The organism is Sporosarcina ureae, from assembly GCF_029267015.1.
Classification (GTDB): domain Bacteria; phylum Bacillota; class Bacilli; order Bacillales_A; family Planococcaceae; genus Sporosarcina; species Sporosarcina ureae_D.
In genome coordinates this window covers 14,444-28,850 of the sequence record NZ_JARIEA010000019.1, presented here as the reverse complement: position 1 = coordinate 28,850, position 14,407 = coordinate 14,444, and the positions used below count along the sequence as shown (strand labels likewise).

The window sequence follows — 14,407 nt, the reverse complement described above, 5'->3', positions numbered from 1 at the left end:
CGTGTACAACAGGAAATTCTGCGACTAAATGTGCAACCATTCTTTCTAGTAAAGATTACGATGTTACGGTATTGGAAGGCGGAATAACTGCGTGGAAAGAATATGTCAGTAACGAGTCAATTGAACGGATGTGGGAAGAATTTAAGAGAATCGATCCCGACGCGCCTGAACATTACGAAGCATGGTCATTTGGTAATTCGAAACAAATGGCGGATGAACTTGCAGAGTTGGTAGTGGAGGGAACTAAAACGGCGACATCTTCCAACTACACACTCTATGAATTAGAAGATGAACCATTACCGATGGTGGGTCTTCACAATATCATACTTGACGGCAATGGAATAGCGGTCGCAATCGTGGAAAACATTTCAGTAAACGTATTGCCTTTCAATAAGGTGCCGGAAGAACATGCGTATTTGGAAGGTGAAGGTGATCGTTCATTGCGTTATTGGCAAGGAGTTCATGAAGAGTTTTTCAAAGAAGAATTAAAGGAAGTCCATCTAGATTTTCATCATGATATGCCGGTTGTTTGTGAGACGTTTAAATTGGTGTTTAAGAACTGAATTAATCATGGTGAAGTATTGGGCTAACACTAAATATTGAAAACAGAATTCAGTTTAAAGGTAAGCTACTTATATTGAAATGGAAAAGAGATGCCGGAGCCGTATTGTTACGACTTTCAACATCTTCTTTTGTTCATAAAAGTTATTGTTGAACAGGTTTAAGTAGCTCTTTTTCTACCGTTACATCATTCATACCTTTGTACACGGGGCTCAGAAGTAATGGCTGGTAACGCGGTGTGATCTTGCCAAGAATTTTCACCTTGCTGAATTTCATATTAAAACGATCGATCACAACATACGCCATTGCATCATAAGGCATTAAAGTCGATTTTGCTGAGAAATGTGCCAACAATCCCCATAAGATAATATATAAACTTATTAATAAAAATAGATATTTACCTACTAGTGTGTCGGGAGAAGGAAGTAACTGTATGATGGCTAGTATCAAATCCATGAAAACACCAAATAAAAAATGGTGCAAATTCTTCTAGGATCAAGCATGAACGTACTAAAATAGAGAGAATAGTGCTTAATCAGCAAGTATTGTCTTCCTCGCTGTTTATCTTTGTTACTTAATCTGTACTGTATTATACGTAAAAATCCAATCACATACGTGATTGGATTTTTTGTATAGAATTTTATTTCACTTGTTCTTTCGTTTCTACTTTTTGCACTTCTGTTTTCTTAGACTCATCATCATCGTCATCCATAATATCTTTTGCCGATTTCTTGAATTCAGACAATGTCTTTCCTACTGCTGAACCAATTTCGGGTAATTTACGAGGGCCGAACAAAATTAAAATAATCACTAAAATAATAATTAAGCCAGGTACTCCAATTGCGGCTAAGTTCATAGCGGTTCCTCCTCTCATGGCTTGAAAAATGTAGTCCTTTATATATCATAACCTATTTTTGATCTCATAAAACACTATTTGAATATTTAAATGAAGGTGAGTAATTCGTCGGTCTAATGATTAAATTTCCAATGATTGGACAAACTAATAAATAACTTGTTTGATGAGAAAGAAGTGATGAGTATGGATGAAGCAGCACATTGTATAGAAGCACCTGCATACTTTACACGTTTGGCTACACGACTAGAACCAACCGCGGATATAGTGAAAAAAACTTTGAAAAGTACAGATCGAGTAGTGCACTTGCTGTACTTGAAAAGTGTTGTGGATATGATGCAGTTACAAGAAATTGTAGTGAAACCTTTCTATGAGATGTCAGCTGAACAGAATTTTGCAGAGTATATTCAATCATTACCTTATGAAACGAAGATGCCAACTGGAGATGAAGAGGTTCTTATAGAAATAACGAAAGGTAATGTCTTTGTCATGATCGACAAACAAATTACGTTACTTGAATTAAAATTAGTAGCCGCCAATGTAGTGCAAGAAGCCATTATGGAACCTACAATTCATGGTCCCCAACTTGGACTCAGTGAGAGTATTGAAACGAATATTAATCTAATGCGCCAACGTTATCATAAGCCGTCCTTGATTATTGAACCCATGCAATTGGAAGATGCTTCGAATCGTAATATCGCCTTAATTTACGATGGAGAAAGAGTAAACCTTCAGCTGTTGAAGAAAATAAAAAAGCGTATTCTAACGTTGGATGTAGAGCTGGTTCAGGCAAGCGGAGACTTACAGTATTACTTGAACAATAAAAAATACAGCTTGTTTCCAACCAGTCTTCTGACTGAGCGCCCAGATCGTATACTCCATAATATGGCGGTTGGAAAAGTTATTATATTAGTAGATGGAAGCCCTCATGCAATTATTGCACCTACAACGTTTTTTGATTTTATGCTTTCGATGGAAGATGCGTATTACTCCTTTTGGGTAGTATCGTTAATACGATTTCTTAGATATGCAGGATTGTTTACATGTATTATGTTGCCATCTATATATGTTGGTGTTACTTCCTATACTCCGGAAGTCCTCAGAACAGAGCTTGCCCTGACGGTGGCAGCGAGTAGAATTGGCGTTCCGTATCCCTCATTTATTGAAGTGTTTTTCATGTTGATCTTTATTGAACTGCTGACGGAAGCTAGTATGCGGTTGCCAAATAGTATCAGCGCTACGGCTACAACAGTTGGAGGGCTGATACTAGGAACTGCAGCAGTAGAAGCTGCATTGACATCAAACATCATGGTCATTGTCGTCTCTCTTGTAGCGATTTCCACCTTTGTTATCCCAATAAGTGAAATGAATTACGCTGTCCGCGTCTGCCGTTTCTTACTATTGTTATATACGACGGCATTTGGTCTAGCGGGTATGATCCTCGGAATGCTGGGTTTGTTGTTGTATTTGGTGAACAAGGACAGTTTTGGTGAGCCATACTTACGAATGTTTTGGAAAAATAGACAAGAGGAATTAAAGGTGGATGATTCATGAGTCGCTTTGTTTATTTTTTACTCATATCCAATATGATTGCTAACCTCATTGCAGCTAGTCCAAGAATATTTTTTGCTAAAAGTGAAGAAGGGGCAATTGTCACGATGGTCATTGCGTTGTTTTTTGGCGTATTTATGAACTGGGCATTGATCACTTCTTTCAAAGCGTTTCCAGGAAAGAGCTTACCGCAAATTTTATCTTTATATCTATCAAAGTGGATTACTATTCCGGCATTATTTATCCTAGGAGTAATTTGGTATGTTTCAGGTCTTCAGACACTGATTACATATATAGATATTCTTCTACGCTTTTTAACACCTGAGATGTCTGTTTATTTAGTAATTGCGATGTTTATTCCAGTGATTACTTTTGGAGTAATCATGCAAAGTCGAAACATATTATTTACACTTGAATTGGTGTTTGTTTTGGCGTTTCCTGCTGCTGCATATTATATAGTAAAACTTTACTTTGCTGAACAGGTGAGTTGGGATCATGTGGGAATTGCGATGACTTTTATAGATAACCCACCTGACTATACAGTATTTAGTACAGCGATATATTTATTTGCTGGAGCTTTTGATATCATTATTTTCAATTCATTCCTAAATAAAAAAATGACATTTGGTATCAAACAAGCTTTAATTGTGTTTGTACTGGGCGCTTTTGCACTTTTTACGACCTATTTTATACCCATAGGTGTACTAGGTTTTGATCAAGTAGAAAGTATCCTGTACCCATGGATTTTGACCAGTGATTCTATCCGAATGAAGTTCGGGGTAATTGAGCGCGTAATATTTATATTTCTGTTACTATTCTTAGCGATTGCGTTTTTAAACATTACGATTCATTGGCATGTTGCTTGTAAATTATTTCAAAGTGCATTAGGTATAGAACATTTGAAAATAAAGTTGCGTGAAAAAGTCAGTCTTATCATAGTAGTTATGATATTTTGGTTAATTGCAATCTATACAACTTTAAAGGTTACTGAGTATGATTTGTTCCTTTACAGTAAATATTACTTTAATACGATACCAATTGTATTCATTAGTCTGATGGTTCTTATGTTTGCAGTAAATAGGAGGGCGAAGTCTTGAAATTCCTCTCAGTGAGTAAATGGTTTATGGTGATTTTATGCATGAGTGGTCTGTTGCTTCAATATGGCTGTGCATTTAAAGATATTGATAAACGACTATTTGTTTCGGCGATTGGGATTGATCCTGCCGAAAACGTGGAGAATGGATATAAAGTGACATTGAAAGTCGCTTTGCCATTTGGTGCTATTAAAGATTCCCCTAAGCCTAGTTTTGCGTATCTGTCACGTGAAGGGCACTCAATAGGCGAAGCGATTCGTATGCTGGAGACACATGTAGACAAAGTATTGGAACTCGGTCATATGAAAACCATTGTTGTTCATGAAAAACTTCTTAGAGATGATATGCAGTCATTCATGGATTATTTTATTCGACGTGGGGATATCGAATTAATCGCATATGTCGCAGGTGCCCGACCATCTGCCGAAACGATTTTAAAAGTAGAACCAGATACTGAAGCGCCCGCATCGGTTTCTTTAATCAACTTTTTTGGAGCGACAGCGAATGATAGTCCATACGTTGTGACGACTTATTTGTTTCAACTGCGCAGGGATATACTAACTGACGGTATTAATCCTGTTGTGCCATTAATTGAAACAAATGAAACAGGCGATGAACTAATAGTGAATAATGCTGTAGTAGTTGATGGAAGGGAGGACCCAGCTGTTCTATCTACCATTGAGACGAAGTACTTTAATTCATTATTGAGACATTCAACTGGATTTACTTATTTAGTCAAAGAAGGAGATCTTGAGTTATTACTGCATATTAGCCAAACTAAGACGAAGTTTCAATTTGTACCCAATAAAGGAAATACGGCACCGCGTGCGATAGATATGCATATAGGGATGAAAGGGACGATAGGTGAAGCTAACAAAGATTTGTCTATTTCTAAATTGGATGAGTATAATCGATTGGCCTCAAAAGAAGTGAAACAGAAAGTTGTGCATTTTTTAACTACAATGCAAGAGGAAAATCTGGATCCTTTTGGCTTTGGCTTGCGTTACCGAACGACACAGTTGCATACAGAAGATACATTTACAAAATGGCAACAAGCATACCCTGATTTAGAGTTTAAAGTTACTGTTGATGTCAAACTACAGGGCACAGGAACGATAGAATAATTACTAGAAAAACGTCATCCAGCACAGTATTGGATGACGTTTTCTAGTAGTTTTATGAAAGCTCTTTTTACTTTCTATGGTTACGTCGCTCTTGATTTTCCAAGTTAGCTGGTTGCTGGCGTTTCTGATCGAAAGTAAACTCCTCACCGAATTCCATACTATCCAGCCGTTGTGTTTGATCAAGCTGAACAGGTCGTTCTTGTTTTTTTCTCTCAGGCTTCCGTTTCTTCATGAGAATTCACGTCCTTCCTAACTTTAGATGAATTTCTTTGGCCCAGTTAGGATGAGCACAACTACAGATTCTATTCATAATAAAAAACTTCGCCAGCGATATACGCTTGGCGAAGTTATGTGGTGATTAGTGCAAATGCAAGGGTGGAGGGAAAATCCAACCTTTTGATTTATTTAAGCTCAGTAATTTGGCACCGAATGCTACCTTCTCCATATGACACTTTGCAAACATGGCTGCAACATCTTCACGTAGACATTGACCCATAGCCATGCTACATGAAACGAGTCCTTGTCCAACATTAATGGACACGGCTCCGCTGATCTCCGGGTCCATAAAGCGTGCGCCCGCAGGAATGTCTTCAGCATTTGCTTTTGGTCTTTCTGGAAGTGCGGGTGGCGGTGTGATGCCATTTGCTTTCAATACTTTACCGAATTCTTTATTCTCAGCCTTCATTGTTTTAATTGCTTCTTCAAGCAAACGAATGAGATCCGCATCTCCGGCATGATTAACGAATGCTTCATATCCGCTGATTAGACCGTTGTTTGCACCCGTGAACGCCCATATAGCTGTGATTTCTCCGTAATGCATAGGCTGATCTTTTGGATTGCCATCTAAAATACCCATAAAAACACTCTCCTCATATTTGGTATCACTTCAAGAGTAGTCTTTACAGATATCGCTTATTTATACTTATTTTTTATACGTCGTCACAAATGAAGGTCCTGAGAAAATATTAGGACGCTGATCAACACCATCTTTTGTGCCACGTTTTGCATGTGCTTTTCCATAAGCTTGCGACTCTTGCCAGTTTTTAAAGGACTCTTCGTCTTCCCACATAGTTAAGATCACATATGTGCCCGAGTGTACTGGTCGTAATACACGGATTGCTACAAAACCTGGTTCTGCTTCTATTAGACGCGCACGATTATTAAAGCGCTGTTCAAATGTATCTCTTCCTTCTTCTGTTACAGGAATATTGTTTAATACAGCAAATCGACCAGACGGTAAATCTCCGCTTTGATCCAAAATATCGTATTCGACGGCTTGTTCGAGAGTTGTCGTTTCCGCTTCTTGTAGCACGAGCACTTCTTCATCATTATTCATTAATGATGCACGCGCTTCTTCTGGTAAGTTTCCTGTTTCTTCTAGTGGACCTGTCCATTTAAATAGTTTCAATTCAAACACCTCATCATTTTCTATTTTGTTGATTACTATACAGTATAACGGAGAAATGAAAATGCTTTCAATGAATAAGAAATACATGCTTGCTGTTTAATTTTAAAAAGGAGGGGAAGAGTATGTATAAATTTACTAATTGGAGGCGTTTGAATGAATCAAAAATACGAAGATGTGTTAGCTGTGTTAGAGGATTGCGTCAAGGCTTGTAACCATTGTTTCGATGCGTGTTTAAAAGAAGAAGACGTAGGTATGATGGCAGAATGTATACGTTTGGATCGTGAGTGTGCGGATATCTGTATATATGCAATTCAAGCGATTACTCGCCAAAGTCCATTTACGGATAAAATTTTGCAGTTATGTGCTGAGATTTGTGAACAGTGTGCAGAAGAGTGTGGCAAGCATGATCATGACCATTGCCAACAATGTGCTGAAGCATGCCGTAAGTGTGCGGATGCTTGTCGTAGTGTAGCGTAATACCGTATATACATTCAAAATAAAAAACCTTCCACACAAGATGGAAGGTTTTTTCTACGTTATGTAAGCCGTGTTTGCCGTACGTTGTCATAGAAAGTTTTAAACCACCACTCCTCAAAGTGGGTGTTTGCGGAAAACGTTCCTGTATGTCTGGATTGCTAAAAAGGAATCCAGCATGCCATTTCCGTTTCGTAATAAACTCCCTTTTACAGCTTAAAGGTTAAAACTTAATGTCATACGAACAATACAGCTTGTAGATTTATCTTACACCTGTAAAAGTTAAAATGCAAATGGAAGGTTATTCTTTTTCATGAAACCAAAACGTACTATAGAACGTATAGAAGTGAAAAGATAAGGAGTGATCATGTATGGAACAGCATGAAAATAACTCAGAAAAACAGGAAATTATCGTTAGGCAGACACAGCAAATCAATACCTTACATCAAGAAGTAGATGAACTGCGCAAAGAAGTAAAACAACTACGTGAAGATATTGATTTAATTGATGTCTTTCAAAAAAAGCCAGTCATCACTGCTGCGGTAATAGGCCAAATTGGATCTTTTATTATAGCCATACTAGTTATTATTGGAATATTTTTTTAATGCGGAGACTCCGGTATGATACTATAAAAGTAGTGGTATTATAGGCGGGGGTGGATGTGATGAAAAAGGTAGTAACGGTCCAGGCGAATACAGTCGAAGAAGCGGTACAACAAGCTCTTGATATTTTAAAGCTGACTCGTCAACAAGTGCATGTGGAGATTCTCACCAATCCGGGACGACGTTTAATGGGGTTGCGTAAAGTCATGGCAGAAGTAAAAGTTTCAGCTAAAGAACGCATGGCAGAAAATAAGCCTGTTGAACGTCAACTTTCTAAAGTAGAGGAACTTGCAGCATTAGTAGATAGACTGGATATGGAAAACCTCACTCCTTCAACAACAAGAATTGAACATACGGTTGCGCAAGAAAAGTCTCCTGTAAAGTCCGAACAGAATATAAGTAGTGCTAGAATTCATAAAGGTGAAATTCAATTTCATTTCGGAGAAGATCGCTTGCCATCTGTTATACCAAATGACCAAGCAATCGTAACAATCAATGGTGAATTACGATTAGAACCAGTACTGATTCAGCCGGAAGATCAAGTGAATATAACCATTCAGGATGAAGTCATCGCCCCGAAATTCACTATTCAATTGATGGAGAAGGACATGATTGCCTTACTTTCTTTCACACCGGGCAAACGAGTCAAGCGTTCTTTGGTCGATACGTCTTGGTCACCCAGATTGGTAATCCGCGTGGAAGAGACGATTGAGTATACCAATGACCTGAAACCACAAGCAATTGTTGATGAATTGAAAGTGATGGGTGTTCAGCAGGGAATCCTTTTCCCCGCAATCAAAAAAGTGACAGAAGTAGATAAGCCATACGAGTTGATTGTGGCAAAGGGAACATTACCTGTTGCAGGGACACATGGGGATTTGGAAGTACATATTCGCTATGAAGAGTTCGATCCGGATAGCGAAGAAAAAGTAGATTTCAGAGAAATGAATGCAATTACTAATGTGAAAGAGGGACAAGTAATTGCGACACATATTGCACCTGTTCCTGGTACGCCTGGTCAAAGCTTGCTTGGGAGACCGATTCCTGTAAAACCAGTCCGCGATATTGTGTTACGGACCGGAAAAAATGTTAAGCAAGTACAAGAAGATATTGTAACGTTAATTTCGGGAAAACCTATGTTGGATCGGCGTGACCGATTAGTAAAAATTGATGTGAATAATGAGTTTAATCATCCAGGGGAAGTCAGTCTCGAAAGTGGAAATATACGTTTTGAAGGTGATGTTCGTATTGGGGGCAACGTATTACCTTCCATGTTTGTTGGCGCAACAGGTAGTGTATTTATTGGCGGTTCGGTTACGAAAGCTGAAATACATGCTATGAAGACCGTCATGGTGAAAGGCAATGTGCTATCTTCCACGATCAGTGTTGGTAAACAGGAAGCGAACGTAAGTGAATTGGCTGCTTTGATTAAAAATGTGACAGATATGCTTGTACAAATCAAAGAAGCAGTCAATCAGATTTTTATCATTCGTGGCCAGGGAGAAGCAGAACTAAGCCCATCAGAACTCAAGCGGTTGATTTCGATATTGATGGAGAAACGATATGCCCAGTTTGAAGACGTGAATAAGAAGTTTATCCAGAAAGTTCGTGAACAAAAGGATAGAGTAGATGAAGAGTGGGTCCACGTTGCGGATCGTCTATACGATTTATTTATTAATCCGCTCAATGAGAAACTTCAAAACATGGGGGAGTTTGAACAATTGATTGAGGAGGCGTATATTCTCGTTCAGCTATATGATACAGAAAGCTCTCCGCATATTAAATTGATTGTTCCATATGCCATTAACAGCACTTTGTATAGTTGCGGTCATATTGATATAGTTTCTAAAGGTGTTTACCATAGTAATTTAACGGCGGATGAAACCATTAAGATAAAAGGCGTTTGCAGAGGTGGAGAGATTTATGCACGCTTGGAAGTATCACTGCAAGAGGCAGGTTCTGAAAGTCCTGTCAAAACAGTGATTCGAACTAGTGAAGAAGGACGTATAAAAATCGGCACTGCGTATGCTGGGACAGAAATCTATGTCGGTATGCGCAAATATGTTTTCTCCAAAGATGCGACGAATATTTCCGCTCATTTGGACGCTGAGGGAGAACTAGATCTAGGGTAACAAGGTTTAGACTCTTTATAGTGGTGGAATAGTATATGCAGAACATCACATAAGGAGTGGTAAGCAGTATGGCTAAAATTGCAACAGTACTAGGAGATATGTTTGAAGACTCGGAATACATGAAACCGGCGACAGCGTATAAGGAAGCTGGCCATGAAGTAGAAGTGATCGGTGCGGAAACAGGCTCAGAAGTTACCGGTATGAAGGAAAACACAAAAGTGAAAATCGATAAAGCGATTGATGACGCTAAATCATCTGATTATGATGCATTATTTATCCCAGGTGGGTTCTCACCGGATATTTTACGTGCAGATGATCGTTTCGTGAAGTTCGTTAAAGAGTTCATGGATGCAGATAAACCGGTATTCGCAATCTGTCACGGACCGCAATTGCTTATTACGGCAAAAACACTTGAAGGACGCGATGCAACAGGTTATACATCTATTCGTGTGGATATGGAATATGCAGGTGCAAAATACGCTGACAAAGAAGTCGTCGTCTGCCAGAACCAACTTGTAACAAGTCGTACACCGGATGATATACCGGCATTTAATCGCGAGTCACTAAAAATACTAGAAAAATAAACACTAGTTCAACCGTCAAGGCGTAATGTACCTTGACGTTTTTTTTGTACTTTAAATTACTGCACCAACATACACTAACAGTATAATTTATTATTAGTTGAAAAAGATTCTCAATTGTACTTGAAAAAGGTTCTCAATGAGAGTATGCTAAAAGCAACGAATGAATCAGAGAGACGATCGCGTCTTACAATTGAAAGGTCGGGGATCTACTATGTATAAGATTGTTGCGTCAGCGGTAATTGCAGGAATTATATTAGGTGCAGTAGCTGGATTTTCATTTGGAAGTAAAGAGTTCGCTGGGATGTTCGCGGGAATGGCCGCACTTGCGTTTATAGCAGCACCGGCAGCGGTCGTCTATTCAAGTGAAAAGAAAAAGTGGCAACAAGTTCATTAATAAAGAAAAGCATCCAAAATATTTTGGATGCTTTTTTGCATGTAAGTAGATAATGATATTTTAATATGCAGACCAACCATTGTCAGCTTCCATTACGACACCGTTGACATAAGAGGATTCATCTGAAGCTAGGAATAGCGCAATATTAGCGATTTCTTCCTTCGTTCCAGGACGACTCATCATATGTACACCTCTTAATGCTTGCTTCATACCGAATTCATCAGGTTGAACTAAGCTGTTTGTAATGTTGGTCGGTATTTGTGCGGGAGCAATTGCATTACAGCGTATGTTCAACGGGCCAAATTGAGAGGCGACACTTTTTGTCATACCTGCAACTGCATGTTTTGATGCCGTATATGCGAAACCGCCACGACCGCCAGTGACCGCTGAAATAGATGCCATATTAACGATAACACCTGCTTTTTTCTCTTCGAATATAGCTAGTGCTTTACGAGTTGCACGCATTACACCTGTTGTGTTGATTGCCAAAACTTTATCCCATACATCATCAGTTACTGTAGCAGCAGAGTACATATTGTCCATAATACCCGCATTGTTTACTAGGATATCCAATGTGCCGAATTGCTCAACTGCTGTATCAATCATGTTTTGTACATCTTCTTCAACGGTAACGTTTGTTTTAACCGCAAGAGCCTCACCGCCTGCACTTTTAATAGTCTGGACAGTTTCTTCTGCACCTTCCATATTCATATCTGCAATGATGAGTTTTGCACCTTCACGGGCATATAGTTCAGCGATTTCTCGTCCAATACCAGATCCAGCACCTGTTACTACTGCTACTTTATTTTCTAACCGTTTCATTAAAGCCGCCTCCAATTGTATTCGTATTTCTCATTCTATTATATACTTTAATGTCTAACTAATGAAGTTATTCATTTTATTTCGAGCGAATCAAAAACAGCTTGAACCGTCAAAATGAAATTGACTGTTTAAGCTGTTGATCATACATTATTGTACTTTGACACCCTCTACTACCTCTTTTGCAGCGTAAAGTGCTTGTTTCACATCTGCAATTAAATCTTCTACGTCTTCCACGCCTACTGAGAAGCGCAGCAGACGATCATCTACTCCGCGACGATTACGTTCTTCTAATGGAATATCCATATGCGTCTGCGTAGTTGGGTACGTAATGAAGCTTTCGACTCCTCCTAAACTCTCCGCAAATGAAATTAGATTCATATTCTCTAAGAATGGCCCAACCCACTCACTGTTCTGCACTCGGAATGATAACATGCCACCGATTCCTGCGTAGAGCACATCTACAATAAGAGGTTCTTGTTCTAAATACGATACCATCGCCTTTGCATTTGCGTCATGTTGTTTCATGCGTAAGTGCAGTGTCTTTAAACCGCGTACGACGAGCCATGAATCAAGAGGGGACAATGTAGCACCAATTGCATTGTGATTTGTAAATAACCGTTCACACAATTCTTCACCCTTAGCGACCACAAGACCTGCTAGTACATCATTATGTCCACCAATATATTTTGTTGCACTATGGATGACAATATCTGCGCCTTCTTCGATCGGACGCTGGAAATAAGGTGTCAAAAATGTGTTGTCGACGATCAACAATAAATCATGCTTTTGAGCCAATTCCGCATACGTACGGATTGTTATATTTTGCATTAGTGGGTTCGTAGGTGTTTCTAGGAAAATCGCTTTTGTTTGATCCGTAATCGCTTGCTCGACTTCTGCCACATCATTGAATGAAAGGTAGCGGGTCTTTACATTATACATTTCTTCATATTGATTGAATAAGCGGTACGTGCCGCCATACAAGTCTTCAGGTGCCAATAATTCGGAACCAGCCTTAAATAAAGATAATATTAATTGAATAGCAGCCATCCCAGAACTGCATGCGAATCCTTGATCTCCTGATTCCAAGTTTGCAATTCCGTCTTCTAAAACAGAACGTGTTGGATTTTTTGTGCGTGTGTAATCATACCCGGTAGACTTGCCTAGTCCTTGATGATGATAAGCTGTTGACAAGTAAATTGGTGTGTTGACTGCGCCGGTTTTCTCATCGCTATGGTTGCCAAGTTGTACTAGTCTTGTATCTAATCCGTTGTTTGTCATGAATATCCATCCCCCTAGAAAAAATAAAAAAGAACCTCTTCTTTTCGAATAGGCCCTCGAACATACAAGTGTATACAATATTCTCATCTTCAAGGTGATTGTCACCCTTGGATTTAGCACCGTGCCCGTGGCTGGTTGCTGAGACATCTCTGGGCCTATCCCTCCGTCTCTCTCGATAAGAATATTCGCAATATAGGCAAAACTGTTGACGGATTTATTCTATCATGCAGATATATTAGATGCAAGCTTCCTTCAAAGCGTAATCAGATGATTTTTTTGTTTCAGTTAAATATTTGCTATACTTACTAGATACTCATCACGATGGAGGGGTCTTCCTTATGGCATGGAGTTACGTCGCATTGGCAGCAGTTATAGAAATCCTCTGGGTAGTCGGTCTTCGGTACTCTGACACAGTACTTCAATGGACTGGAACCAGTGTGGCCATTATTTTCAGTTTTTACTTCATTATTAAGGCTTGTGAAAAATTGCCTTCGGGTACGGTGTATGCAGTCTTTACGGGATCCGGCGCCGCCGCTATCCTGTTAGTGGATATATTCATCTTTCACGCAGCGTTCACATGGGTTACGCTATCGTTCATCGGTTTGATTGTCATTGGCGTAGTTGGCATCAAGCTTACAACGGACGATGATCAGGCGGATGCAGAAGGAGGTGGCTGATCATGGCATGGGTGTATTTAGCGATTGCCAGTCTCGGTGAAATTTTCGGTGTAATGAGTATTAATTATTACTTGCAACAGCGTTCCACCAAACGATTATTTCTCATTGTAGGGGTATTTGGCTTTGGCTTTATTTTCTTGTCACTTGCGATGAGAGAAATTCAGATGAGTACAGCTTATGCGGTTTGGACAGGATTTGGAGCGGCAGGAGCCGTGTTGATGGGAATATTGATTTTCAAAGAATCCGCCAGCCTCAAACGTCTTTTCTTTCTTTCGCTCATTATTCTAGGGGCTGTGGGCTTAAAACTATTCGGGTAAAGGAGAGTGAACGTTTTGGTTTATTGGACACAATTTAAACTTAAGGAATGGCTTGTGACACTGGCAGCTACGGAAAAAGGACTGTGCTATGTTGGAATGGCTGATGATAGTGTAGAGCGATTAAAAGATTGGTTGAAACGCTCTGATACGGAAGAATTAATGGAAGACGAAACGAAGTTAACAGTCTATATAAGTAAGTTGAAAGAGTACTTCTCAGGTACAATAACGAACTTCCCTACGGTTTCTCTCGATTTAAAAGGGACGCTATTTCAGCAACAAGTATGGCAAGCCCTTCAACAAATACCGTATGGGGAAACTCGTACATATTCAAATATAGCGGAACATATAGGTAATGTATCATCTGTTCGTGCAGTGGCATCAGCAATTGGTAAAAACCCCGTGTTGATTGTAGTACCCTGTCACCGTGTTATTGCAAAAGATGGAAGTTTATCAGGCTACCGCGATGGCAAGGATTGTAAGCAAAGTTTATTACAATTAGAGAAGAAGAGCTGGGTTAGTGATAGGACGGAGTGAAC

General features: G+C 39.3%; 19 protein-coding genes, 1 other RNA gene and 1 riboswitch. Of the genes, 12 read left to right on the top strand and 8 right to left on the bottom strand.

Annotation, left to right across the window (positions count from 1 at the left end; all coding sequences use genetic code 11):
• Positions 1 to 563 (top strand): ASCH domain-containing protein (locus tag Q7P97_RS03030; protein ID WP_369684252.1); only part of this gene is annotated, 563 nt, incomplete at its 5' end.
• Positions 564 to 705: 142 nt separating this feature from the next.
• On the opposite strand, the gene Q7P97_RS03025 is transcribed toward Q7P97_RS03030, so the two are convergent.
• Positions 706 to 1,044: a DUF6198 family protein gene (locus Q7P97_RS03025; RefSeq protein ID WP_483315728.1), complete on the bottom strand. Its 339-nt coding sequence runs from the start codon at positions 1,042 to 1,044 to the stop codon at positions 706 to 708.
• Positions 1,045 to 1,201: 157 nt separating this feature from the next.
• Complete coding sequence (gene tatA / locus Q7P97_RS03020) at positions 1,202 to 1,417, bottom strand: twin-arginine translocase TatA/TatE family subunit (RefSeq protein WP_303966386.1); 216 nt, start codon at positions 1,415 to 1,417, stop codon at positions 1,202 to 1,204.
• Between the two features lie 177 nt (positions 1,418 to 1,594).
• Here tatA and Q7P97_RS03015 point away from each other — a divergent pair, with 177 nt between their 5' ends.
• From Q7P97_RS03015 to Q7P97_RS03005, 3 genes are read left to right on the top strand one after another with little or no spacing between them, the layout of a single operon-like run.
• Positions 1,595 to 2,968, top strand: coding sequence for a spore germination protein (locus Q7P97_RS03015; protein WP_303966383.1), 1,374 nt, complete (start codon positions 1,595 to 1,597; stop codon positions 2,966 to 2,968).
• Positions 2,965 to 4,062, top strand: a complete 1,098-nt coding sequence (locus Q7P97_RS03010; protein ID WP_303966380.1) for a GerAB/ArcD/ProY family transporter — start codon at positions 2,965 to 2,967, stop codon at positions 4,060 to 4,062. Before Q7P97_RS03015 ends, Q7P97_RS03010 begins: the two co-directional genes overlap by 4 nt.
• Positions 4,059 to 5,183, top strand: coding sequence for a Ger(x)C family spore germination protein (locus tag Q7P97_RS03005; protein WP_303966378.1), 1,125 nt, complete (start codon positions 4,059 to 4,061; stop codon positions 5,181 to 5,183). The genes Q7P97_RS03010 and Q7P97_RS03005 overlap by 4 nt, the downstream gene beginning before the upstream one ends.
• 67 nt (positions 5,184 to 5,250) lie before the next feature.
• On the opposite strand, the gene Q7P97_RS03000 is transcribed toward Q7P97_RS03005, so the two are convergent.
• The 3 genes from Q7P97_RS03000 to Q7P97_RS02990 all read right to left on the bottom strand — a co-directional run bounded on the left by Q7P97_RS03000 (position 5,251) and on the right by Q7P97_RS02990 (position 6,591).
• Positions 5,251 to 5,415: a hypothetical protein gene (locus tag Q7P97_RS03000; protein ID WP_303966375.1), complete on the bottom strand. Its 165-nt coding sequence runs from the start codon at positions 5,413 to 5,415 to the stop codon at positions 5,251 to 5,253.
• 126 nt (positions 5,416 to 5,541) lie between these two features.
• On the bottom strand, positions 5,542 to 6,039 hold the full coding sequence (locus Q7P97_RS02995; RefSeq protein ID WP_303966372.1) for a DUF3231 family protein: 498 nt from the start codon (positions 6,037 to 6,039) through the stop codon (positions 5,542 to 5,544).
• A gap of 66 nt (positions 6,040 to 6,105) precedes the next feature.
• A complete protein-coding gene (locus Q7P97_RS02990; RefSeq protein WP_303966370.1) occupies positions 6,106 to 6,591 on the bottom strand; it encodes an antibiotic biosynthesis monooxygenase family protein in 486 nt (161 codons plus the stop codon).
• 153 nt (positions 6,592 to 6,744) lie between these two features.
• Here Q7P97_RS02990 and Q7P97_RS02985 point away from each other — a divergent pair, with 153 nt between their 5' ends.
• Positions 6,745 to 7,068, top strand: coding sequence for a four-helix bundle copper-binding protein (locus Q7P97_RS02985; RefSeq protein ID WP_303966366.1), 324 nt, complete (start codon positions 6,745 to 6,747; stop codon positions 7,066 to 7,068).
• 61 nt (positions 7,069 to 7,129) lie between these two features.
• Here Q7P97_RS02985 and ssrS read toward each other — a convergent pair.
• Positions 7,130 to 7,324, bottom strand: a non-coding RNA gene (gene ssrS / locus Q7P97_RS02980) — 6S RNA.
• 112 nt (positions 7,325 to 7,436) lie between these two features.
• On the opposite strand from ssrS, the gene Q7P97_RS02975 reads away from it, so the two are divergent.
• The 4 genes from Q7P97_RS02975 to Q7P97_RS02960 all read left to right on the top strand — a co-directional run bounded on the left by Q7P97_RS02975 (position 7,437) and on the right by Q7P97_RS02960 (position 10,777).
• Positions 7,437 to 7,670 (top strand): hypothetical protein, encoded by a 234-nt coding sequence (locus tag Q7P97_RS02975; protein ID WP_303966363.1) that lies wholly within the window; start codon positions 7,437 to 7,439, stop codon positions 7,668 to 7,670.
• Positions 7,671 to 7,729: 59 nt separating this feature from the next.
• Positions 7,730 to 9,799 carry a flagellar assembly protein A gene (locus tag Q7P97_RS02970; RefSeq protein ID WP_303966360.1) on the top strand — a complete coding sequence of 690 codons (2,070 nt, stop codon included), beginning with the start codon at positions 7,730 to 7,732 and terminating at the stop codon, positions 9,797 to 9,799.
• Between the two features lie 68 nt (positions 9,800 to 9,867).
• The gene (locus Q7P97_RS02965; protein WP_303966357.1) at positions 9,868 to 10,383 is read left to right on the top strand and encodes a type 1 glutamine amidotransferase domain-containing protein; all 516 of its coding nucleotides are present in this window, start codon (positions 9,868 to 9,870) and stop codon (positions 10,381 to 10,383) included.
• Positions 10,384 to 10,594: 211 nt separating this feature from the next.
• A complete protein-coding gene (locus Q7P97_RS02960) occupies positions 10,595 to 10,777 on the top strand; it encodes a hypothetical protein (protein WP_085427181.1) in 183 nt (60 codons plus the stop codon).
• Positions 10,778 to 10,837: 60 nt separating this feature from the next.
• Here Q7P97_RS02960 and Q7P97_RS02955 read toward each other — a convergent pair whose 3' ends face one another.
• Together Q7P97_RS02955 and Q7P97_RS02950 are read right to left on the bottom strand one after the other, a co-directional pair.
• Complete coding sequence (locus Q7P97_RS02955; protein WP_303966352.1) at positions 10,838 to 11,599, bottom strand: glucose 1-dehydrogenase; 762 nt, start codon at positions 11,597 to 11,599, stop codon at positions 10,838 to 10,840.
• Positions 11,600 to 11,746: 147 nt separating this feature from the next.
• Positions 11,747 to 12,877, bottom strand: a complete 1,131-nt coding sequence (locus Q7P97_RS02950; RefSeq protein ID WP_303966349.1) for a methionine biosynthesis PLP-dependent protein — start codon at positions 12,875 to 12,877, stop codon at positions 11,747 to 11,749.
• Positions 12,878 to 12,957: 80 nt separating this feature from the next.
• Positions 12,958 to 13,059: riboswitch (SAM riboswitch) on the bottom strand.
• Between the two features lie 156 nt (positions 13,060 to 13,215).
• Between Q7P97_RS02950 and Q7P97_RS02945 the strand changes: the two genes are divergently transcribed.
• Genes Q7P97_RS02945 through Q7P97_RS02935 form a run of 3 tightly spaced genes read left to right on the top strand, consistent with a single transcriptional unit; the run spans position 13,216 to position 14,405 of the window.
• Positions 13,216 to 13,554 (top strand): DMT family transporter, encoded by a 339-nt coding sequence (locus Q7P97_RS02945; protein WP_303966347.1) that lies wholly within the window; start codon positions 13,216 to 13,218, stop codon positions 13,552 to 13,554.
• Positions 13,555 to 13,556: 2 nt separating this feature from the next.
• Positions 13,557 to 13,871 (top strand): DMT family transporter, encoded by a 315-nt coding sequence (locus Q7P97_RS02940; protein ID WP_303966344.1) that lies wholly within the window; start codon positions 13,557 to 13,559, stop codon positions 13,869 to 13,871.
• 6 nt (positions 13,872 to 13,877) lie between these two features.
• The gene (locus Q7P97_RS02935; RefSeq protein ID WP_369684251.1) at positions 13,878 to 14,405 is read left to right on the top strand and encodes a methylated-DNA--[protein]-cysteine S-methyltransferase; all 528 of its coding nucleotides are present in this window, start codon (positions 13,878 to 13,880) and stop codon (positions 14,403 to 14,405) included.
• Positions 14,406 to 14,407 lie beyond the last annotated feature (2 nt).

What these genes read in the sequence shown, in the direction of transcription:
- tatA (WP_303966386.1), bottom strand. Translation starts at nt 1,417, where the DNA reads ATGAACTTAGCCGCAATTGGAGTACCTGGCTTAATTATTATTTTAGTG.
- Q7P97_RS03015 (WP_303966383.1), top strand. Translation starts at nt 1,595, where the DNA reads ATGAGTATGGATGAAGCAGCACATTGTATAGAAGCACCTGCATACTTT.
- Q7P97_RS03010 (WP_303966380.1), top strand. Translation starts at nt 2,965, where the DNA reads ATGAGTCGCTTTGTTTATTTTTTACTCATATCCAATATGATTGCTAAC.
- Q7P97_RS03000 (WP_303966375.1), bottom strand. Translation starts at nt 5,415, where the DNA reads ATGAAGAAACGGAAGCCTGAGAGAAAAAAACAAGAACGACCTGTTCAG.
- Q7P97_RS02995 (WP_303966372.1), bottom strand. Translation starts at nt 6,039, where the DNA reads ATGGGTATTTTAGATGGCAATCCAAAAGATCAGCCTATGCATTACGGA.
- Q7P97_RS02985 (WP_303966366.1), top strand. Translation starts at nt 6,745, where the DNA reads ATGAATCAAAAATACGAAGATGTGTTAGCTGTGTTAGAGGATTGCGTC.
- Q7P97_RS02975 (WP_303966363.1), top strand. Translation starts at nt 7,437, where the DNA reads ATGGAACAGCATGAAAATAACTCAGAAAAACAGGAAATTATCGTTAGG.
- Q7P97_RS02970 (WP_303966360.1), top strand. Translation starts at nt 7,730, where the DNA reads ATGAAAAAGGTAGTAACGGTCCAGGCGAATACAGTCGAAGAAGCGGTA.
- Q7P97_RS02965 (WP_303966357.1), top strand. Translation starts at nt 9,868, where the DNA reads ATGGCTAAAATTGCAACAGTACTAGGAGATATGTTTGAAGACTCGGAA.
- Q7P97_RS02960 (WP_085427181.1), top strand. Translation starts at nt 10,595, where the DNA reads ATGTATAAGATTGTTGCGTCAGCGGTAATTGCAGGAATTATATTAGGT.
- Q7P97_RS02955 (WP_303966352.1), bottom strand. Translation starts at nt 11,599, where the DNA reads ATGAAACGGTTAGAAAATAAAGTAGCAGTAGTAACAGGTGCTGGATCT.
- Q7P97_RS02950 (WP_303966349.1), bottom strand. Translation starts at nt 12,877, where the DNA reads ATGACAAACAACGGATTAGATACAAGACTAGTACAACTTGGCAACCAT.
- Q7P97_RS02945 (WP_303966347.1), top strand. Translation starts at nt 13,216, where the DNA reads ATGGCATGGAGTTACGTCGCATTGGCAGCAGTTATAGAAATCCTCTGG.
- Q7P97_RS02940 (WP_303966344.1), top strand. Translation starts at nt 13,557, where the DNA reads ATGGCATGGGTGTATTTAGCGATTGCCAGTCTCGGTGAAATTTTCGGT.